Source organism: Leptolyngbya sp. CALU 1928, from assembly GCF_056784215.1.
This window is the reverse complement of sequence record NZ_JBXBCE010000001.1, coordinates 593,246-613,497: the sequence shown is the minus strand read 5'-3', so window position 1 is coordinate 613,497 and position 20,252 is coordinate 593,246. Positions and strand designations below refer to the sequence as shown.

Annotated in this window: 18 protein-coding genes and 1 tRNA gene; 11 read left to right on the top strand and 8 right to left on the bottom strand. The window is 48.0% G+C overall.

Features of this window, described 5'->3' with window-relative positions; genetic code table 11:
* Positions 1–76: 76 nt before the first annotated feature.
* On the bottom strand, positions 77–1,120 hold the full coding sequence (locus AC1S5B_RS02750; RefSeq protein WP_482034191.1) for a YihY/virulence factor BrkB family protein: 1,044 nt from the start codon (positions 1,118–1,120) through the stop codon (positions 77–79).
* A 262-nt stretch (positions 1,121–1,382) separates the two neighbouring features.
* On the opposite strand from AC1S5B_RS02750, the gene AC1S5B_RS02745 reads away from it, so the two are divergent.
* A complete protein-coding gene (locus tag AC1S5B_RS02745; RefSeq protein WP_482034190.1) occupies positions 1,383–1,787 on the top strand; it encodes a hypothetical protein in 405 nt (134 codons plus the stop codon).
* 54 nt (positions 1,788–1,841) lie between these two features.
* Here the strand turns inward: AC1S5B_RS02745 and murD are convergent, their stop codons facing one another.
* From murD to AC1S5B_RS02715, 6 genes are all read right to left on the bottom strand, one after another.
* On the bottom strand, positions 1,842–3,191 hold the full coding sequence (murD, locus tag AC1S5B_RS02740) for a UDP-N-acetylmuramoyl-L-alanine--D-glutamate ligase (protein WP_482034189.1): 1,350 nt from the start codon (positions 3,189–3,191) through the stop codon (positions 1,842–1,844).
* A gap of 131 nt (positions 3,192–3,322) precedes the next feature.
* The gene (locus tag AC1S5B_RS02735) at positions 3,323–3,694 is read right to left on the bottom strand and encodes a PIN domain-containing protein (protein WP_482034188.1); all 372 of its coding nucleotides are present in this window, start codon (positions 3,692–3,694) and stop codon (positions 3,323–3,325) included.
* A complete protein-coding gene (locus AC1S5B_RS02730; RefSeq protein ID WP_482034187.1) occupies positions 3,691–3,918 on the bottom strand; it encodes a hypothetical protein in 228 nt (75 codons plus the stop codon). Before AC1S5B_RS02730 ends, AC1S5B_RS02735 begins: the two co-directional genes overlap by 4 nt.
* A gap of 123 nt (positions 3,919–4,041) precedes the next feature.
* The gene (locus AC1S5B_RS02725; protein WP_482034186.1) at positions 4,042–5,856 is read right to left on the bottom strand and encodes a hypothetical protein; all 1,815 of its coding nucleotides are present in this window, start codon (positions 5,854–5,856) and stop codon (positions 4,042–4,044) included.
* Entirely contained in the window at positions 5,843–6,673 is an 831-nt protein-coding gene (locus AC1S5B_RS02720) for a PP2C family serine/threonine-protein phosphatase (RefSeq protein WP_482034185.1), read from the bottom strand. The genes AC1S5B_RS02725 and AC1S5B_RS02720 overlap by 14 nt, the downstream gene beginning before the upstream one ends.
* Complete coding sequence (locus AC1S5B_RS02715; protein WP_482034184.1) at positions 6,670–7,389, bottom strand: vWA domain-containing protein; 720 nt, start codon at positions 7,387–7,389, stop codon at positions 6,670–6,672. The genes AC1S5B_RS02720 and AC1S5B_RS02715 overlap by 4 nt, the downstream gene beginning before the upstream one ends.
* Before the next feature lie 387 nt (positions 7,390–7,776).
* Between AC1S5B_RS02715 and AC1S5B_RS02710 the strand changes: the two genes are divergently transcribed.
* The 3 genes from AC1S5B_RS02710 (at position 7,777) to AC1S5B_RS02700 (ending at position 11,672) form a co-directional block, all read left to right on the top strand.
* A complete protein-coding gene (locus AC1S5B_RS02710) occupies positions 7,777–8,256 on the top strand; it encodes a Uma2 family endonuclease (protein ID WP_482034183.1) in 480 nt (159 codons plus the stop codon).
* Between the two features lie 274 nt (positions 8,257–8,530).
* Entirely contained in the window at positions 8,531–9,463 is a 933-nt protein-coding gene (locus tag AC1S5B_RS02705) for a sensor histidine kinase (protein ID WP_482034182.1), read from the top strand.
* Positions 9,464–9,605: 142 nt separating this feature from the next.
* Positions 9,606–11,672, top strand: a complete 2,067-nt coding sequence (locus AC1S5B_RS02700) for a S9 family peptidase (protein WP_482034181.1) — start codon at positions 9,606–9,608, stop codon at positions 11,670–11,672.
* Between the two features lie 3 nt (positions 11,673–11,675).
* On the opposite strand, the gene AC1S5B_RS02695 is transcribed toward AC1S5B_RS02700, so the two are convergent.
* A tRNA-Lys gene (locus tag AC1S5B_RS02695) sits at positions 11,676–11,747 on the bottom strand.
* Between the two features lie 178 nt (positions 11,748–11,925).
* Here AC1S5B_RS02695 and AC1S5B_RS02690 point away from each other — a divergent pair.
* The 7 genes from AC1S5B_RS02690 (at position 11,926) to mnmG (ending at position 20,221) form a co-directional block, all read left to right on the top strand.
* Positions 11,926–12,396, top strand: a complete 471-nt coding sequence (locus AC1S5B_RS02690; protein ID WP_482034180.1) for a hypothetical protein — start codon at positions 11,926–11,928, stop codon at positions 12,394–12,396.
* Between the two features lie 451 nt (positions 12,397–12,847).
* On the top strand, positions 12,848–14,209 hold the full coding sequence (locus tag AC1S5B_RS02685) for an APC family permease (protein ID WP_482034179.1): 1,362 nt from the start codon (positions 12,848–12,850) through the stop codon (positions 14,207–14,209).
* A gap of 121 nt (positions 14,210–14,330) precedes the next feature.
* Positions 14,331–14,957: an SAM-dependent methyltransferase gene (locus tag AC1S5B_RS02680; RefSeq protein ID WP_482034178.1), complete on the top strand. Its 627-nt coding sequence runs from the start codon at positions 14,331–14,333 to the stop codon at positions 14,955–14,957.
* A gap of 217 nt (positions 14,958–15,174) precedes the next feature.
* Positions 15,175–15,642, top strand: a complete 468-nt coding sequence (locus AC1S5B_RS02675; protein ID WP_482034177.1) for a CBS domain-containing protein — start codon at positions 15,175–15,177, stop codon at positions 15,640–15,642.
* A gap of 56 nt (positions 15,643–15,698) precedes the next feature.
* Entirely contained in the window at positions 15,699–16,355 is a 657-nt protein-coding gene (nblB, locus tag AC1S5B_RS02670; RefSeq protein WP_482034176.1) for a phycobilisome degradation protein NblB, read from the top strand.
* A gap of 131 nt (positions 16,356–16,486) precedes the next feature.
* Positions 16,487–18,151: a serine/threonine protein kinase gene (locus AC1S5B_RS02665; protein ID WP_482034175.1), complete on the top strand. Its 1,665-nt coding sequence runs from the start codon at positions 16,487–16,489 to the stop codon at positions 18,149–18,151.
* 132 nt (positions 18,152–18,283) lie between these two features.
* Entirely contained in the window at positions 18,284–20,221 is a 1,938-nt protein-coding gene (gene mnmG, locus AC1S5B_RS02660; RefSeq protein ID WP_482034174.1) for a tRNA uridine-5-carboxymethylaminomethyl(34) synthesis enzyme MnmG, read from the top strand.
* Positions 20,222–20,252: the final 31 nt, after the last annotated feature.

Sequence of the window (20,252 nt, the reverse complement as noted above, 5' to 3'; positions counted from 1 at the left end):
CAAAGTAACGACGCTTGTGTTCTTAAGTGTTGCCGCATTAACGCTGGCGCTCTGGATTTTGCGCGGATTAACGCTATTAGGCTTTATGCCGGGGTGGATTCTTTGGGGGTTGATCATTGCCTCCATTTTGCTGGCGGTATTGAGCGCGATTCGCTAGATCACGATTGGCGCGATCGCCAGCGGGTCGAATTTTGCTTAGGGATTGCGGCTTGGGATGCATCGCTTTGCCAACGGTGAAATTGAGTTGTGCCCCAATCAACAGGGTTAAAGCTCCTAACTGCAGCCAAAGTAGCACCACAATCACGGCTCCAACTGCTCCATAAATGCGGTTATAGTTGCCAAAGTTTGCGACATAAAAACTAAACAGCTTAGAACAGACCGCCCATGCCAGGGTTGCTAAAAAGGCACCCGGTAAAATTGGCGTACCTTTATACCAACGGCTCGGTCCAAATCGATAAATGAAGGCAAAGGCGATCGCCACCATACTCAGCGCCAACGGCATACTCAATTTTTGCCATGCTCGGAGGAGTTGAGGCTCCATAAAACTCGGACGTTGCACCACCGCTTCTACAAGCTGATCGCTTTGATTGACTACCGTTTTGATGATCACATCGCTAACAAACACGACGGTAGAAGCGGCAACCAGCAGCAAAATCGTTCCAACCGTCAAAATAATTGAGACAATCTTAGCTTTCCAAAAAGGGCGCAGTTGCCGAGGGGAAACTTGATGGATGCGATCAAGAGCGCTCATGGTGGAGCTAACGGCTCCAGAAGCCGCCCATAATGCTGCCAAGAAACTAATCGATAGCAAACTGCGACTGCTACCCGGACTCACTTCTTGAATAAATCGCTGAATGATCTGTAGCACTTCCGCTGGAGCGATCCAGCTTAGCTGTTTTGCCATCTCGCCAAAGGCTGCCTGAGAAGACCCAACTAAGCCGATCGCGGTCAACAGTGCTAGGGTTGCTGGAAACATCGCTAGCGCAGCACTATAAGCAATTTCTGCCGCCAATCCAGGTAGGCGTTGATTGCCAGTGCAGACGACCACCTCTTTCACTGTTGCAAGATTGAGGTATCTGAAAAAGCGAAAAAATCGGCGAGTCATCATTAAACGGGGCACACGATACCCACCTGATTAAGGGAATTATTTACAGTCTGACTGATCTAGAAATACTCGTGAACTCAAATTCGGTTATCGCGTTTGTGCCAGTTTTGATCGATGTGATCCAGAGGTTCTTGGCGATTCCCGTAGGGAGTGCTGTGGAAAGCTTCGCTAACGTTTCACGAATCGCCTAAAAATTTCGCCTTTTGTTCACAGAGCCTTCAGTGAGATAATTAGAATCGCGTAAGCAAACAATGGTGTAAGCGGAAGAGGTTGACCCGTGGGACAGTATGAACGCTTGATCATGATGGCAGAAGATGAACTGACGCAATACAGCACCGATGCCCGAAAACTAGAGAAACTACGCCAAAAAATCGGGTTGTCCGTCAGTGCAAGAGAGCAAAAGCAAATCAAAGAAACCTTAGTGGCAGAAATTCCGACTGACCCGATTAGTCAAATCATTGTTGATCAGCGGCAAACCGTAGCTCTGCCTTTTTGGGGGATTGCTGGTTTGGGCTTGCTGTTTGGCATCTCCATGCTGCAACCGTTAGACCTGATCGTCACTGTCGTTGCAGGTGGATTGGCGATCGCCCTTCAACGCTACGGCTGGAAACTTGAGGCAAAACGCTTAGTGCTGCAAACCTTATCAGAGATTGAGGAAAGCACACGGAAGCCAGAAAAATAGGGGTCAGGTTTAGGGTTTCGGGTGTCAGGGAAATTTTCAAAACTCAAAACTTTTTTAACAGAGTTGGCGGAAATGATCGCCGCGTTGCTCGAAGTTTTGATAGTGATCAAAGCTGGCGCAGGCGGGTGAGAGTAGGACTACGGCAGCACCCAACTGGGGAGCTAGTTCCCGCGATCGCGCGACCGCCCGATCCATCGTTTCAACGATTTCATAGTTGGAATAGTTTGCTTCATCCAGTCGCGCCGCAAACGTTGGGGCAGCGTTGCCAATTAGGAGAACCGCCGCTGCTTTTTGGTGAATAGTGGCAATCCAGGCGCGATCGTCTCCTTGTTTGGCTTCGCCGCCTGCGATCAAGATTGCTGGGCTTTTGACGGCAGCTAGCCCAACTTGAGCGGCATCGTAATTTGTGGCTTTGCTGTCGTTGATAAAGTCAATGCCTTGCCAGGTGCAAATGTGTTCCAATCGATGGGGCACACCGGGGAAGCTTGCCACGGCTTCGGCGATCGCTTTCTTATCAATTCCTGCCAGTCGCGCGGCGGCTACTGCCATCAACAGGTTTTGCTGATTGTGACCTCCAGGCATTTTGAATAGACTGGCTGGCAAGATTAATTCCGCTTGAGTTCTCACCCAACCGTCTTCAATGTAAACGCTTAGCTCAGGGTTGCCAGGGATAGTTGCCAGACCTTGCACACTCGTCCAGCAAGTATCCGATCGCACTGGATCTGCCATCAAGTTACCCACGCTGCGAAGGTGGGGATCATCAGCGTTAAAGATTTGAAGGTGTGATCGCTGTAACAGTTGCGCCTTGATGCTGTAATAGCGCTCCAGGGTTTTATGCCGACTGAGATGATCGGGTGTGAAGGTTGTCCAGATGCCAATTTGGGGAGCGATGGAGGAAGACGCTTCAATTTGATAACTGCTGAGTTCGGCGATCGCCCAATCGGGTCTTTTTTTTGCCAACGCCACTTCACAGGCAGCATAGCCAATATTGCCAAATGCCGGAGCATCCAGCCCAGCCGCCGCAAAAATCGCCGCCGTTAATGCCGTGGTCGTCGTTTTGCCATTGGTGCCTGTAATGCCCACCCAAGGAATATCCCTTAAATTGCGCCACGCCAATTCCATTTCGCCAATGGTTTCAATCCCCAACTCGCGGCAACGCAACAGTCCCGGCACATCCCACGGCACTCCCGGACTGACCACGACTAACTTTGGAGCGATCGCGTCAGGATCAAAAAAACTGCCTAAATTGACCCCAATCCCTTCAGATGCCAACTGCTGTTGCTGTTGCTGCAATGCTTCTGAGTTGCCAGAATCATTGATCGCTACCTGCCAGCCTTCACGTTTGAGCAATCGGGCTGCTGCCATTCCTGATTTTCCCAGACCGATTACACAGGCTTGAGGCATCGCTTTTGAGTCGGAGTCCCTAAAATTTCATCCCTCATAGTACTGTTAATTTGGATTGCGCGATCGCCATCTCTCTTCTTTCAACCGCGCACTTCATCTTAATCTGGCTCAAGCCAAGGAATTTCAAGTCGTCAAAAGTCACGATCAAAGGAGGCAACAGTTCCTCCGGTTTGGCGAGTCACTTCAGCAAGATAGGCATCGACAAAATCAACATTTGCACTTGCCATGCGGTCTAACGCGGCTAAAGAAAGTTGTAGGTCTTGAACAATTAATCCGTCCGATCCCAAAAATGCAATAAGGGTTTCGGCAATTTGGGGGCGTGGATATTTGTAAAACGAGCCTAGCACCCAAACGACCTCAGCAATGACTAAAGATGTAATTTGAAGAGTGATTTCTCCCCGTTCTGCCCGTTGAATAAAGCGGAGGGCACGTTCAGCAAGATCTTGTGGTTCACGCGTGAGAAAGCGCAGGATCAGATTGGCATCAATCCAAAAGCCGTTCATGATTCGGTTAGATGATGTTTTTGAGTCAGGCGCTCGGCGATGCTTTGACGAATTTCTTCCTTCCCTGGATAGGGCTGAGTGGCTGGTAATACTCCATAAAAATCGCTGAGACGTTTTTTATGGTTTGGAGAAAGTTTAAGTTTAGCGATGAATACAGCCACTTGCTGGAGTTGCTGCTCATCAAGCTTGGAGAGATCTTGATTAATTTGGTCAAGCATTGTCATGATTTTTCCCTACCTTCCTATCTTAATTTCGCCTTTTGTAAGGTTTGATTGTGCCTTAAATTCCATGGAAATATTTTTTGCAGATCCCCATTTTCGCTCTTTTGGCAAAAAATTTGCCTTGCTTCAAATGTATACTTTCATATCTGCTCGTGCTTGGCCTAGTCTCTTAGCAACACTTTCAGCTTCCTGATGTATTTGTTTACGCTTTTCGACCAAAGTATTTCGATTATGGGCAAGTTGGGCTTTTCCGCTAACTAGCTTACTTTCTAGCTCACTTCGTGTACGGACATACTTTTGATCAACCCAGTTTAAAGCTGCTAAATCTTTGGGGGAGGGTCGGTATTGCTGAAAGCTAACCTCAAGAGTGTTGCGCCAGTCAACAAGCTTTTGAGTAAGCACTGGACCAAAGCCAGGAATTGAAGAAACCCTCTTATGAGAGACATCTGCGGCTGTCTCTACTCCATATGACGCAAGAACAAGTGCCCTTGTTCTACCAATATTTGAAATTTCTGCGTTCTCTATAAAATATCGTTCTAGATAAATCTTTAATAGAGCAGACCTTCGCTCAACTTGATGTTTATTTGGAAGATTTTTATATTTATTAAAATTATTTTGTAGTCCTTGATAAGTAGAATTGAAATCTGAAGCAGATTTTAGTACTTGCCATTGCCTCTCAATATTTTGCCATTCTTGTTCCGCCTGATCAAGACGAGATTTACGTCTGCTCCTTTCTCCTTTATCATCATGAAAATTAATAAAGAAATTAACAAAACCTAGAAGACCTGTAGGTGGTTTAGCATATTCAGGTAGAGGAGTTGGTAAAACTTGTATGGATATAGCAGGTAGATTCCCTAAAGAAGGTACTTTAATAGCTTGTATTTGTGACCATACATCTTCAAGATTGAATGCATTTTGAGCTGGTCCAGTGCTGGTATAAGCTAAGAAAAACACGGTTCCACTGACATTTTCCAGTTTGCACCAAGGGCAGGAACTGAAGTCTCTATGATACTTGTGTGATGAGTTTTGATTGCAAGAGCGAAGCCCTGCTCGTAAAGCATCAAGTTGATTGACCCACTCTTGCGCTCTTGGACGATTCTCCTGGTGAGATGTTGCTTCACTAAAAGCTCTTTCAAAAAGCTGCCCGACTGATGCAGTGCATACGGATAGATCTAAAGCGTTGGGAGGAGGAGCCATTTGTTTCGCAGAAGCTCTTCCTCCAAAGGCAAAACGGCATTCCTGTATAGCTCGCTCGATAGGCATTTCACCGGAGCCTGAATAGCGTCCTGCAAAGGGATGGCGACCCATAAATAGTAACTGGAAGATAATAACTGCCAACCCAAAGTTATCGTGATTCTCTTTCCGTAAAACATCTCGAAATGATCTTCCTTGAAGTTCAGGCGGCGTAAAGTGAGGAGTGCCTACTTCACAGGAATAAACCTTATTTCCTAAACGTATCTGAAAACTGTCTGTATCAATCAAACGGCAGAGAGCCTGTTGTGAGATTAGAATACCGCTTTGATTAACGTCGCCTATGGTATGACCAAAATCATGAATGGACTGAAAAGCAGCAGCAACATTTCTAGCAGCATGGATAAGAAAAGCCCAGTCTGCTTGAGGAAATTGTGCTTTACGATGTGCTGGTCCATATAATTCGTGAACTTCTCTATGTCCGGCTACTCGCGGCATAATGAAGCCTTTTATCGTACTTTTTGACCCATCCCAAAGTGTTGCCAATGGCCAAGCCGTAAATCTGGATAAATCTAAGCTGTTTGCAACCATCACCTTGAGTTTTTCTGCTTTCTCAGTTGATATGGGCTGGTGATATATCTTCGCTACATTCGCTGTATCTCCTTGTATGGTGTAAACTAAGCCCTCTCCACCGCGCCCTAGTTCCTCTCCTAATAAAATAGGTCGATTGCGGTGATCATAAAGCTGCATTTGATTCTGATTCCTCTTCTAACACTGCGGGTGAAAAAAGGTTGCAGCGGCAAGTTGACAAAATCAGGGTTTTGTCGTCGTCTGTGCGATCGCAAACTAATTGACTATCAAGAAATTTTTCTAGAGAAGCGCTTAGAAGTTCAGAGAAGCCTGGATAACTCTCTTCTGCTAGGCGAGTAAACATAGGTTTAAAAAATGGGCTATGGGCTGTTTTGGTTGCGAATTGCAAGGCTAGTCCCTGCAAACCATCGCTCATCAACGCGACATCTTCAATGAGTTTGTTGTTAACAAACTCAAACTGAATTTTCTCTATAGCGGACTCATCAGTTATGAAGTAAGTAGAATTCGCATATTCGCCCATCATGGGCCAGAAAACAGGGTAATAGTTCTGCTCTAAGCCAACAACGATTGCACCATCACCAACCTGGAAAAATAGACCCTCTGTTGGTCTTGCGACAGCAACCAGTAAAGTACAAGCATAGTCACGACGACTTAAGCCTTCCTCATTTGCTAATTCACCTATTTGATCTGAAATTTGATTAACCCACTGTTCAACAGTAATTTTTGACAGTTCAGCTAATGCTCCTCCTTGCTTGAAAAATTCTTCAAACTTTCTGAGAATCCACCTTGTAGCAATCTCAGATCCATACTCACTACAGCAGGCACTACCAGCCCCATCGGCTACAGCCCCAAAAAAGATTTCCTGCCCGTTGCCATCAATAATAATCTTGCTCAAAGCCCGATCTTGACAAGGCAAATCACTTATCAGATGGGAAGTTCCGCTGCTGCACGCTTGGACATACCGCCAATATTTCATACTGAAGCCCAACCATCAGGAGTAGTAGGATTTTGGAGTGGAACTTCATCTCCTGGTGTTGAACGTGATACGGATTTCAAACTACTTGACAACCACTGAAATAAATCACGAAAACGCAGTTCTTTGAGCTTAAGTGGTTCTCTTGTAGAAATTTGGGAAAGAATATCCACTCTTGCACCTTCAACGCCAATGCAGAAGAAAGCAAAAGATTTATTTCCCTCCCCTTCATGAACCCTACGAGCAGCCGTTTGCCAGTAATCGGTTGGACCGCCGTCTGTAATCAGAAATACCCAGGGACGGTAATATGCAATACCGTTAGCCCTATAGGTATCTTTGCGACTTTGCAACAAATCTAAAGCAGTTTCAATTGCCGATCCCATTGGGGTATCCGCTTCGGCTCGAAGTTGCGGAGGATTAAAATAGTCTGCTGTAACAAAATCTTGTAGGACTTTAACTGGACCAAAACCGACGATCGCAACTTCTACTCGTTTGGAAGCTAAAGTATCGGCTAATAGCTCATCTCTAAATAGTTCAATTCCAGCATTTAATTCCAGAACTGGGGTTCCTCGCATCGAGCCGGACGTATCAAGTAACAGAATTACAGGGCATCGAGGTTCCGGGTTGCTAGCAAAATCGTCTGTTCCAAAAGCAGGTAAATCTTGAGAATTCGCATATTCGTCACTGAAAGGTAATTGTCCAGAAGAAGTATTGTACATAAGCTCGGTTTTGGATTTCAGGTAATTTTTTCTCAGGCTAATCTTTCTACATAATTCCCGCGAGTTCTTAGAAAATCACACTTGTTTACGCCTTGAAACAGAAAGCCCTCCGAGGTTTAGAGAGATTTGTGTTGTTTTTACAACCATTGTCAAACAGGTAAGGACAATTCACGAATTGGCCCTTACAGAGATTTGTGGTCTACCCAGGTGGAAACCGTTGCACGTAGGCGAACTCAATTATTTAAGGATGGGTTAGCAAAGCGTAAACCCTACCACTGAAAAGATGCATTACGTTGGCACTAATACACTCTGCGTTTAACTACTAACCGCGTTGAACAATGCAAATCGCTATAATCCCAGACATCAGGCAAATTCACTAAAACTCCTATGAATTTAACCGACAAACGCGTTCAAGCTCCCACGATCAAACGCTTCACGCTAGAGGAGTATCATCGCCTGGGTGAGCTTGGTTTTTTTACGGACGGCGATCGCATCGAATTGATTCGAGGAGAATTGGTATACATGGCAGCAAAAGGCACCGCCCATGAAGCTTATAACCGAAAACTAATTCGAGAACTTCCTAAACTGATTGGCGAGCGGGCAACACTTCAAGATCAATCTCCTGTAGTCATGCCAACGGATGGGGCACCGGAACCTGATTTTGCTGTCGTCAAAAACCGTGATGATGACTATGTATTCACCCACCCGATTCCAGAAGATATTTTATTGCTGATTGAAATTTCTGACTCTTTTTTGACTTACGACCAGGATACAAAACTGAGTCTCTATGCTGAAAATAATATTCAAGATTACTGGATTTTCAACCTGCTGGAAAACGTTTTAGAAACTTACAGCAAACCCTATTAAAAATTGTCAGGAGAGTTTAGTTATCAAATTAAAAGAGTGTTGTTGCCTAACGAAGCGATCGCCCTACCGCACTTCCCAGATTTAATCTTAGATTTGTCCAAAACCTTTCCCTCAAAAACATAAAGTGCCTCGACCCTGAGCGATCGCTGTCTGGCTCCGATTCCTAGTCAACTTTAAGCGAATTTTTTTAAGCGAATTTTGAATACTTGCTTCGATTCACTATTTTTTCTGCGATCGAGGTTTAAACTAAAGTTTCGCAAGTGAGAGAACGTTGATGAATTTAGGATGGCTAATGATTGGGCTTGTGGCTGGGTTTATGGCGGGCTGGCGAAGCCGTCCGGCTGCATCATCGCCGCCTGTCGCAACAGCCCCCGACCTGAACCATCAAAACGCCTACTCTACCCAACAGGAAACTCAGTCGCAGCAATCGCTTCAACTAGCCTATGACATGGCAGCGGAGATGAGCCGTTTGAAGGGTGGTTTTTTGGCGCGAACTTCCCATGAACTGCGATCGCCCATGAGCGGGTTGATCGGAATGCAGCAGTTGATTTTGGCAGATTTGTGTGACAACCCAGCGGAAGAACGAGACTTTGTTAAACAGGCAAATGAAGCAGCCTTACGCATGGTGAAGGTGCTAGATGATGTGATTGATGTTGCCAAGGTAGAACATGGCACGAGCGAACTGGCGCTGCAATCGGTACAACTCAATATGGTGTTGTTGAATCTCTACACCGCAACCCATTTACAGGCACAAAATCGTAACCTACAGCTCCATATTCCAGCGGTAAATGAAGCGCTCTATGTCATGGCTGATCCGCGTCGATTGCAGCAAGCGCTGATCCATTTAGTAGATGGGGCGATCGCACATTTGGAGGATGGCAGCATTACTATCTTGCTAGGGACAGAGGCTTCAGACTCGATTCAGCTTTGGATCGACCAGCCGATCCCCTTAACTGTATGGAATCAACCGCTGGAATTTGTGCCGCCTGATATCGCGCCCCTGGAGTCAGTTTTGGATAATACCCTGGAGAAAGCCGCGATCGTTGAGCAAGCATCCATATCCTTTCCGTCGCTAAGCTTTACCCGATTGTTAGCTCAAAAACTATTGATTTCCATGGGCGGCAGCTTAGAGATTCTGCCTCTACAAGACCCACCATTCCCCAATCAAACCCGGCTTCAATGCACGATTCCGCTGGTTGTTGCATAGGCTGAGAATGTTTCTGTGGCATGATTACAAGGTAGAGAGATACCCCGCCGCGATCACATCTACACAGCATCTACATACGGACGGGTCTTCTGCGAAACTAGATACAGTGCAAGTTCACACCCTAACGAATCACCCCCTAAAGATGAATTATTCAAGCAACCCACCTTTGGATGCGCCGATTGCAGAAAAGCGCCCCCATGTTTTGTTAATGCATGGCGATCGCCGAGTAGACGATTACTACTGGCTGAGCGATCGCGATGATCCCCAGGTGATTGCTTATTTAGAAGCCGAAAACGACTATACCGCCGCGATGATGCAGCATACCGAAGCCCTGCAAACGGCTCTTTATGACGAAATGCTCGCCCGAATTCAAGAAACTGATTTGTCTGTACCCTACCGCAAGGGCGATTTTTACTATTACTCGCGCACCGAAGCAGGGAAAGCCTATCCTATCTACTGCCGTAAGCAAGGCAGTTTGGAGGCAACCGAAGAAATATTGCTCGATCAAAACGAGTTAGCCGCAGACCACGAATTTTTTACCTTAGGAGCATTGGCAATCAGCCCCAATCATCAAATTTTGGCATACTCCACGGATACGACGGGTTCTGAGCGCTATACCCTGTGCTTTTTAGATTTAGCCACGGGTCAGCTTTATCCAGAAGCGATTCCCGAAACCTACTATGGGGTTGTGTGGGGCAACGACAACCAAACCGTGTTTTATACCCAACTGGATGCCGCCAATCGCCCGTTTAAGCTGCTTCGCCATCAGTTAGGCAGCGCGATCGCCGACGATGTGCTGGTATATCACGAGCCAGATGACTCTTACTTTTTGAGTGTGGGCAAAACCCGCAGTGAAGCCTACATTTTGCTGGAACTGGGCAGTAAAGTGACCTCTGAGGTGCATTTCCTGGATGCCAATCAGCCCACGGGTGACTTTCAGGTGATTCAGCCGCGATCGCCCGGAATTGAGTACATGGTTGAGCATCACAGCACCGTTTTCTACATCACTACCAATGAAGACGCGCTCAACTTCAAACTAATGAAAACGCCCGTGACTTCTTCTGCGAAAGAAAACTGGGAGCCAATGATTCCCCACCGCGAAGACGTTTTGCTAGAAGGAGTCAGCGCCTTTACCAATCATCTAGTAATTTATGAGCGAGAAGCCGGATTGCCTACGGTACGAATTCGGCAGTTGGCGACGGGTGAAGAACACGCGATCGCGTTTCCTGATGCAACCTACAGCGTCGGCGAAGATGCCAATCCAGAGTTTGATACTACGATTTTGCGATATAGCTATACGTCCTTGGTGACTCCGAGATCGGTGTTTGATTATCACCTCGATACCCGCGAACAAGAGCTTAAAAAGGAAACGCCTGTTTTGGGTGGATACAATCGACAAAACTACGCCAGCGATCGCCTCCTCGCCACTGCCCCCGACGGGACTAAAGTACCGATTTCAATTGTGTACAAGAAAGGCATTGAGCACGAAGGCAAAAATCCGCTGCTGTTGACGGGCTACGGCTCCTATGGCTATAGCTATGATCCAGGATTTTCATCGGGCCGGTTGTCCCTGTTGGATCGCGGCGCAGTCGTGGCGATCGCCCACATTCGCGGCGGCTCAGAAATGGGACGACGCTGGTATGAAACTGGCAAATTTCTCAACAAAACCAACACTTTCACTGATTTCATCGCCTGCGCCGAACACCTGATCGAGCAAGGCTGGACTTCTGCCGATCATCTCGCTATCTCTGGCGGCAGCGCTGGCGGACTGTTGATGGGAGCCGTGATTAATCTGCGTCCTGACCTGTTTCATGCAGTGGTCGCCGATGTGCCCTTTGTGGATGTTCTCACTACTATTTTGGATGATTCTTTGCCGCTATCAATTCTAGAACGAGAAGAATGGGGCGACCCCAACGAAAAACCCTACTACGACTATATGAAAGCCTACTCGCCCTACGACAACGTGACGGCAAAAGCCTACCCTAATCTGTTGATCACGGGCGGTCTGAATGATTCCCGCGTGTCCTATTGGGAGCCTGCCAAATGGACGGCTAAACTGCGCGCCCTCAAAACCGATACCAACACCCTGCTGCTGAAAACCAACATGGGCGCAGGGCACGGCGGCGCATCTGGGCGCTACGAAAGCCTCAAGGAAGGCGCGTTTGAATATGCCTTTTTGCTAGACCAATGGAAACTAGCAGAAGTTTGAGAATGGGACGCCTGGGATTCGAACCCAGGACCAGTCGGTTAAAAGCCGAATGCTCTACCACTGAGCTAGCGTCCCTTATTGCGTTTGGCAACGTTTTTTAATATAACACAGCACGACTCCTCAGGTTAGACAATATTCCTCAACTTAAAATAGAGGCTACGGTATGAGATCGCTAGTAAAGTAAGTTGCGAAGTTTTTTCTTGGCAAAAAATTCTGGGTGGGCATCCTAACCATAGAAAAGTTGCCATTTCCTATGAAAGATCTTAACCGCCGTAAAAACGTTATCCCACCCCACGCCGAATCTGCCTACAATCTGGGAAAAGTTGGAGAATGCCGAAAAAATATTAAGCGTTTAGAGACTGAAAAGGACGAGAAGGAAGAACTATCTGAAAAGCTTGAGCAAGAGAAAACTGAAGAACGCAGCTTTAAAGAGCAGCTTGAACAAGCAATGCGAGATCTAGGGATTTTCCAGGATGAGCAAACGCCAGCGATCGCGGTTTGGGATCAGGCGATTTCATCTCGCAACTCTGCGATCGCAACTGGGTCGATGAAACCCTGCGACACTACCGCATTCGGATTCAAGAGTTTGTCGATTAAGATCATGAATCTGAAGAAGAAATCTACGCCGAAAGCACCTATTCTTATCAGAAAAAATAAGGAAAAAGAGGCTAGCAATGAGCAACGAAAGGTTAAGATGCACTGTTCCAAATTAATGAGCCACTAGTACTAGAAAGTAGTTGTAGCAGCACATAAAAATCAGATTGAATTCAGTCCCAATACTTAACTTAAATCCAAAAACAATACTTCTTTAGAGAGACGAAATCATCTTAAAAAACTGCTTATCATACCAATGAAATTAATACTACTAAAGCGCGATTTCTTTGAAAATAAACTCTCTGAAAAGTAAGGAATGGCATTCTATGAACATTGAAGTAATGGCTAGGCACGTTTAATCTAACCGTTGGCATAATGTATCGTGAGTAGGGCATTTTTTACTTTCTAAAGATAGATTCAAAACACTTTATCTAATAGCTATTTTTGGTAACTATGACCAGCTTAGCTATTAATCTAGTGATTCATTCTTCATTTCATTTTCAGGAAGTCACGTTCTAGCGACTTAGCTCTCACCTGTAAATCTGGAAACACAGCAAAAATTAAAATCAGGAGATAAAACTGTGAGTAAACATGGCAATCATGTATTACTAAAGCAGCCAAGTCTTGCCAATTTACCATCTCCTAAACCTGCTTTAACTCTTGCTGATGCCGTAGGTTTAATTGTTGGGATTGTCATCGGAGCAGGAATTTTTGAAACACCTGCATTGGTAGCTGCCAACACAGGGAGTGGTGCAGCTTTGTTGATAGTTTGGCTGACTGGGGGTGGAGTTTCGATTATTGGAGCACTTTGTTACGCCGAATTAGCAACGACTTATCCGAATGTGGGTGGAGGTTACTATTACCTGAAACGTGCCTTTGGCAGCAATACCGCCTTTCTTTTTGCATGGGCACGGCTGACTATTATTCAGACTGGCTCAATCGCGCTCTTGGCATTTGTATTTGGAGATTATGCCTCTCAACTCCTGCCACTCGGTACTTTTTCACCATCGATTTATGCTGTCCTCGCGATCGCGTTGCTCACCGGGCTAAACATCGTCGGCTTACGGCAGGGCAAGCAAACCCAAAACATACTCACGGTTGCTAAAGTTTTAGGCTTATTGCTGGTGGTTGGAGTTGGGTTGCTATTCATCGCGTCCCCAGCAAGTCCGGTTCCTACCAGTTCACAACCCTCAAATTGGGGAATGGCAATGCTGTTTGTCCTGCTGTCCTATGGTGGTTGGAATGAAGCCGCCTACATTTCAGCAGAAATCTATGATGCCAAACGCAATATTGTTCGCTCCCTGCTGTGGAGTATTGGCATTATCACCGTTATTTTTTTGCTGATTAACCTTGCATTTTTACAAGGTTTAGGACTAGCAGGGATGGCACAGTCTGATGCAGTGGCAGCAGATTTAATGCGACGGGCATTTGGTGAGCCAGGAGCCAGATTTATTAGCGTTCTAATCGCGATTTCTACGCTTGGTGCCATCAATGCCACAATTTTCACAGGCGCACGGACAAACTTTGCGCTAGGTCAAGATTTTTCTCTATTCAGTCTGCTTGGGCGATGGGAACAGCAACCGGGTTCCCCCAAGACGGCATACCTGTTACAAGGAGCAATCACACTAGCGCTGGTAGTGCTTGGCACGACGACCCGCAAGGGGTTTGAAACAATGGTTGAATACACGGCTCCGGTATTCTGGTTCTTCTTCTTGCTGACTGGGCTTTCGCTCTTAGTGTTGCGCTATCGAGAGCCTGAACGACAACGCCCTTTTCAAGTGCCGTTCTATCCGCTGACTCCTTTGCTCTTTTGCGGAGTGTGTGGCTACTTGCTTTACTCCAGCATGGCTTACACCGGAACTGGCGCGATCGCCGGAATTATTGTAGTCGCCCTCGGTATTCCTCTGATCTGGTGGGAGCGAACCCAACAGCGCAAAGCCTAGTCAAAGTTTCTTCAAAGAAGACAACTAAAGCGGATCTGGTTGGAAAACCGCTTAACGTACCCCGTGACTATACAGCACTCGTTTGATTGGTGTAGTTCATATACAAAAGGAGAGTTTGGTCATGATATTTCAAAGAGCATTGCTTGTTTTAATGGCAGGTATTGGATCTGTCAGTTTTGGAATTGTTGGATGTAGCCAACAGCAAGACATTGCAGAAGCCCAACAATCTGAAGAGATGGCGCAAAATACTCCAGCGCAAACTCAACCCCGCCGACAACTTGATGTGCCCTATGTGCCTACGCCTCAGGCTGTTGTGGATCGAATGCTAAGCCTTGCTGATGTGAAACAAGGCGATCGGCTTTACGATCTTGGTAGTGGAGACGGGCGAATTGTGGTTACAGCCGCCAAAAAGTTTGGGACACGAGGAGTAGGGGTAGATCTGAATCCAGATCGGGTTCAAGAAGCCAATGAAAATGCCCAACGCGCAGGAGTTACTAATCTTGTGGAGTTTCGTCAGCAAGATCTGTTTCAAACAGATTTGAGTGATGCGACCGTGGTAACGCTCTATCTGTTGCCCGAAATCAATCTCAGGCTGCGTCCCAAGTTACAGCAACTCAAACCTGGCACTCGCATTGTTTCCCATGCTTTTGATATGGGCGATTGGAAACCAGAAAAAACTGTGGAGGTTCAAGGTAAAACAATTTACTACTGGACTGTACCCAACCGGGTTGGCAACAATCCGCAATAGTACCACTTTGATTTTGGCTCTATATCCACTTAAGATCCTCTTTGGAAAAACCGAGGAGGATCTTAAAGCTGAGTTGCAAGTAGTTTTTGAATCAGTTTAAGAAATTCAATGCTCGTTGAGCCATCCCATTTACTGATGTAACAACCTGTTGAGTCTGGTTGGGCGATCGCCGCTATTCCCTACAATGGGTTCAGACCTTGTGTAGAACCCGCGAATTATGGCTAAGACTGTTGGGGATGTAATGACCCATGACCCGATTACAGCGAACCGCAACACGTCGCTGACGGAGGTCATCAAAATATTGGCAGAAAAACGCATTAGCGGTCTGCCCGTAGTGGATGAAGCTGGCAAACTGGTTGGTGTGATTTCCGAAACAGATTTAATGTGGCGAGAAACAGGAGCCACCATGCCGCCCTACATCATGTTTTTAGACAGCGTGATCTATCTAGAAAACCCTGCCCAATACGAACGGGAAGTGCATAAAGCGCTAGGTGAAACCGTGGGGGAAGCCATGACCAGTGAGCATCTGGTGACGATCGCTGCCGATCAATCCCTGCGAGATGCTGCCCAGTTAATGCACGATCGCAAAGTGCATCGTTTGCCCGTAGTCGATGCCAGCGATCGCGTGATTGGCATCTTGACTCGCGGCGACATCATCCGCTCTATGGCGGCAGATCAGGGCTAGGGAAGAGGAAAGAGAATTTAATTTTTCTGAAAACTATTTAATAACAAACAATTTTTATGGACATTACTCCTGAATCTGTTAGAACCCTTTTAGAGTCGGCTGATCTGGGCGATCGCCTGAGAGCCGTGAACCAAATGCGAACCCTTGATCCCAGCATTACATTTGGGATGATTTTGCAAGCGGTGGATGATGTCAATCCTAGGGTGCGCTATGCCGCTGTCAGCCAGTTGTCGTCTTTGGGTGGGCAAGATCGGGAGAAAATTTTGGAAACCTTGCGCGATCGCCTGCACGATGCCGAACCCGATGTGCAAGCCGCCGCTGCGGATTCTATTGGCGCACTCAAGCTGACTGAGGCATTTGAAGATTTACGATTTTTGTATAACACCAGCCCCGAATGGTTGGTCAAATTTAGCATTGTGGCGGCGTTAGGAGAATTGGGCGATCCACGCGGCTTTGAACTATTGGAAGACGCGATCGTGTCGCCGAATGAATTGATGCAAATGGCGGCGATCGGCTCCTTTGGCGAACTAGGCGATACCCGTGCTGTACCGCTCCTAATCGGTCATGCAGCGAATCCTGACTGGCAAGTCCGCTATCGAGTGGCTCAAGCTCTCAGTCGATTGGGCACCCCCGAAGCTAAAACGACCCTGGCAACCTTAGCCCAAGACCCCACAGACCAAGTTGCCGAAGAAGCCAAATTGGGTCTGGTTTGATTGAAGGAAGGTTTCGTAAAACGCTCTACAGTAGTAAGTAGTATTTGAATAAAATCAGCCAGATCTGCTCTGGTATTGTCTATTCTGTATAAGTCTGCAAAAGCAGATTCAACGGAGAAGGACTCCCCAGCATGAATTCCCTCATTGGTAAAACCTTACAAAGCGGCAAATATACCTTAGATCATCTGTTGGGTGAAGGCGGCTTTGGTGTTACCTTTCGAGCAACCCATCACTACCTCCAACAAACGGTGGTGATCAAAACGCTGAATGCGCTGAACCAAGGCAATCTAGAGTTTACCCAGGTGCAGCAGCAGTTTCAAGATGAGGGAAGACGGCTGGCGCTCTGTAGTCATCCGAATATTGTGCGAGTCAGCGACTTTTTTGTAGAAGACGGGATGCCTTACATTGTCATGGATTATATTCCAGGGCATACCCTTGAAGAAGTGGTGTTTCCCGATCGCCCCTTGCCCGAAGCTACTGCGCTGCACTACATCCGCCAAGTTGCCGCCGCGTTGCAGGTGGTTCATACCAACGGGTTGCTGCATCGAGATGTCAAGCCCCAAAACATTATGCTGCGTCAGGGCACCCAAGATGTCGTGCTGATTGATTTTGGCATCTCTAGAGAGTTTACGATGGGTGCTACCCAAGCCCATACCAGCATCACATCAGCTGGCTATGCGCCCATTGAGCAGTATATATCCCAGGCAAAACGTACTCCCGCCACGGATATCTATGGATTGGCGGCAACCCTGTATGCCCTGTTGACGGCTCACGCACCAGTCGCCGCAATTCTGCGCGATCGCCAACCGATGCCGTCTCCCCGCGATTTGGTTCCCCAAATTACCCCAGCGACCAATCAAGCCGTGGTGCGCGGCATGGCGATCGAGGCTCACTATCGTCCCCAAACGATCGCCGAGTGGGTGAACTTGCTGTCGAGTGCAGCCCCATCATCCTTTCCACCTGCCATTCCCATTGCGAATCCCATTGCGAATCCCATTGCGAATCCCATTGCGAATCCCGTGGGCGACCCTATCTCCCAGATGGCGACTCAAGCTTACAGTCCAGCCAATCTCCCTGCTCCTACGATCGCGCCTGTCGCCTCTAAACCGCGATCGCGCCAAGGAACGTGGCTGTTTGTAGGCGTTGCTATGCTTGCCAGTGCTACTGCTGCCGCCTTTGGAGCAATCTGGCACAACGCGCGCTCGCCCCAAGTGACCCAACAGCCTACGCCCATTGCTACCCCAGAAACCGTAACGCCCACTTCTAGCCCCCCCTCTCCCACGCCAACACCCGTCGCCCCAATCCCTGCTCCTCCGCCAAAATCTCCTGATCCAATCCCCTCTTCCCCGTCGCCAGAACCCTCCAGCACCGACACTAGCGGCAGTGCCAGCGCCCCCGTACCCGGCTTTCCACCAGGGGTTGCTGAACAAACGATTATTGCAAAGCTGGGCGAACCTTCCAAATCAGGCACTGGATACTGGAACAATACCCGCTCCGCCCAATATGATCTGGTTCCCGATCAAGTGACGGTGGCTTACCTGTATGACAAAGACACCGCCAAAGTGCGGCAAACCGAAGCCTCCTTCGCCCAAGCCATCGATCGCGCCGTCATGACTGAAACCCTTAACGGTATGTTAGATGGCGGACTGACTGCCCCGATCGACGAAGGATTTAACAGCGTCTGGAAGCGGAATTCTAACCAATACACTTTTTCTACCGCAACCCTCAAAGGCACCATTGAGCGCAACGATCGCGATCGCATCTATATCGCCATTTGGGAAGCTGATTTGCATTAAAGCGGCGATCGCTGATCCCTTGCTCTGATGCAAAATCCGGTTGGGTCACTTCACCAGACCGTCTTAAGAAGTAGAGTCCTTCAGTCATATCATTCAGTCATAATAGATAAAAGCCTTGCGATACTTGTGATCATGACTCCCTCTGTTGACTTTTTGGATGCCTATGATGTGGTCGTTGTTGGAGCCGGACACGCGGGTTGCGAAGCGGCACTGGCAGCGGCTCGGCTGGGTTCTCGGACACTATTGCTGACGCTGAATCTAGACAAAATCGCGTGGCAGCCCTGCAATCCGGCGGTGGGCGGTCCAGCAAAATCGCAACTGGTGCATGAAGTCGATGCCCTAGGCGGCGAGATAGGCAAAGTCAGCGATCGCACCTATCTGCAAAAGCGAGTGCTGAACTCCTCTAGAGGTCCGGCGGTCTGGGCACTGCGGGCGCAAACCGACAAGCGCGAATATGCCGCCGTGATGAAAGGCATCGTGGAAAACCAGCCCAACTTAACCGTGCGGGAAGGCATGGCGACGGATCTAGTACTCGGCACCAACAACGAAGTAATCGGCGTTCAAACCTACTTTGGCGTAGCGTTTCAGTGCAAAACAGTAATTTTGACCACAGGCACCTTTCTGGGTGGGCGTATTTGGGTCGGCAACAAATCCATGGAAGCCGGACGCGCCGGGGAATTTGCCGCCGTGGGCTTAACCGATACCCTAAACCGATTGGGCTTTGAAACTGGGCGACTGAAAACCGGAACGCCTGCACGAGTCGATCGCCGCACCATCCAATTCAACGGACTAGAACCGCAACCCGGCGACACAGACCTGCGCTGGTTTAGCTTTGATCCGGCGGCGTGGATTGAGCGCGAACAAATGCCTTGCCATCTGACCCGCACCACTCCCGAAACTCATAGGATTATTCAAGAAAATTTGCATCTGTCGCCCGTTTATGGGGGTTGGGTAGATGCCAAAGGTCCGCGCTATTGTCCCAGCATTGAAGACAAAATCGTTCGGTTTGTTGACAAAGACAGCCACCAGATTTTTTTGGAACCCGAAGGACGGGACAGTCCTGAAATCTATGTCCAGGGTTTTTCGACTGGACTGCCGGAAACGCTTCAGCTTGCCATGCTGCGATCGCTCCCCGGTTTGGAACAGTGTGCCATGCTGCGACCTGCCTACGCCGTCGAGTATGACTACCTGCCTGCCACCCAGTGCTACCCCACTTTGATGACCAAGAAAACTGAGGGTTTGTTTTGCGCCGGACAAATCAATGGCACCACAGGTTACGAAGAAGCCGCCGCTCAAGGCTTTGTCGCCGGATTGAACGCCGCCCGATTCTGTCACGGTCAGGAAATGATCACCTTTCCGCGAGAACACAGCTACATCGGCACCCTGATCGACGATCTGTGTACTAAAGATTTGCGGGAGCCGTATCGGATGTTGACTAGCCGTTCCGAATATCGGCTGCTGCTGCGATCGGATAACGCCGATCAACGCCTTACCCCGTTAGGACGAGAAATCGGGCTAATTGACGATCGCCGCTGGCAATTATTTCAACAAAAACAAGCAAACATTACGACTGAAAAACAGCGGCTACGAGTGACTCGCATCAAGGAACATGACGACCTAGGAAAAGCGATCGCTGCTCATACTCAACAACTGATCAAAGGCTCAATCACCCTAGCGGATCTGCTGCGGAAACCAGGGTTTCACTATGCCAATCTAGTGCAATTTGAGCTAGGCAATCCCGCCCTCGATCGCGCCGAAAAAGAAGCCGCCGAAATCGACATCAAATATTCTGGCTACATCCAGCGACAGCAGCACCAAATTGACACGATCGCCCGTCAGGAACACCGTAAACTTCCTGCCAATTTGGATTATGATGCGATCGCTACTCTTTCCAAAGAATCCCGTGAAAAGCTCTCCAAAGTGCGCCCCCTCACGATTGGTCAAGCAACCCGCATTGGTGGAGTCAACCCCGCCGACATCAACGCCCTATTGGTTCACCTAGAAATCCAATCTCGTCAAAATCAGGCGGTTGCTGCCAGTGCTAACCCGGTTGCGGCATTGAAACTATGAACTTTGAACGGCAGTCAATAAAGGTGGCAGC

Excerpts from the sequence above, each read along its gene's own strand:
- murD (WP_482034189.1), bottom strand. The coding sequence starts at position 3,191 with ATGCCTCAAGCCTGTGTAATCGGTCTGGGAAAATCAGGAATGGCAGCA.
- AC1S5B_RS02735 (WP_482034188.1), bottom strand. The coding sequence starts at position 3,694 with ATGAACGGCTTTTGGATTGATGCCAATCTGATCCTGCGCTTTCTCACG.
- AC1S5B_RS02730 (WP_482034187.1), bottom strand. The coding sequence starts at position 3,918 with ATGACAATGCTTGACCAAATTAATCAAGATCTCTCCAAGCTTGATGAG.
- AC1S5B_RS02725 (WP_482034186.1), bottom strand. The coding sequence starts at position 5,856 with ATGCAGCTTTATGATCACCGCAATCGACCTATTTTATTAGGAGAGGAA.
- AC1S5B_RS02720 (WP_482034185.1), bottom strand. The coding sequence starts at position 6,673 with ATGAAATATTGGCGGTATGTCCAAGCGTGCAGCAGCGGAACTTCCCAT.
- AC1S5B_RS02715 (WP_482034184.1), bottom strand. The coding sequence starts at position 7,389 with ATGTACAATACTTCTTCTGGACAATTACCTTTCAGTGACGAATATGCG.
- AC1S5B_RS02710 (WP_482034183.1), top strand. The coding sequence starts at position 7,777 with ATGAATTTAACCGACAAACGCGTTCAAGCTCCCACGATCAAACGCTTC.
- AC1S5B_RS02705 (WP_482034182.1), top strand. The coding sequence starts at position 8,531 with ATGAATTTAGGATGGCTAATGATTGGGCTTGTGGCTGGGTTTATGGCG.
- AC1S5B_RS02700 (WP_482034181.1), top strand. The coding sequence starts at position 9,606 with ATGAATTATTCAAGCAACCCACCTTTGGATGCGCCGATTGCAGAAAAG.
- AC1S5B_RS02690 (WP_482034180.1), top strand. The coding sequence starts at position 11,926 with ATGAAAGATCTTAACCGCCGTAAAAACGTTATCCCACCCCACGCCGAA.
- AC1S5B_RS02680 (WP_482034178.1), top strand. The coding sequence starts at position 14,331 with ATGATATTTCAAAGAGCATTGCTTGTTTTAATGGCAGGTATTGGATCT.
- AC1S5B_RS02675 (WP_482034177.1), top strand. The coding sequence starts at position 15,175 with ATGGCTAAGACTGTTGGGGATGTAATGACCCATGACCCGATTACAGCG.
- nblB (WP_482034176.1), top strand. The coding sequence starts at position 15,699 with ATGGACATTACTCCTGAATCTGTTAGAACCCTTTTAGAGTCGGCTGAT.
- AC1S5B_RS02665 (WP_482034175.1), top strand. The coding sequence starts at position 16,487 with ATGAATTCCCTCATTGGTAAAACCTTACAAAGCGGCAAATATACCTTA.
- mnmG (WP_482034174.1), top strand. The coding sequence starts at position 18,284 with ATGACTCCCTCTGTTGACTTTTTGGATGCCTATGATGTGGTCGTTGTT.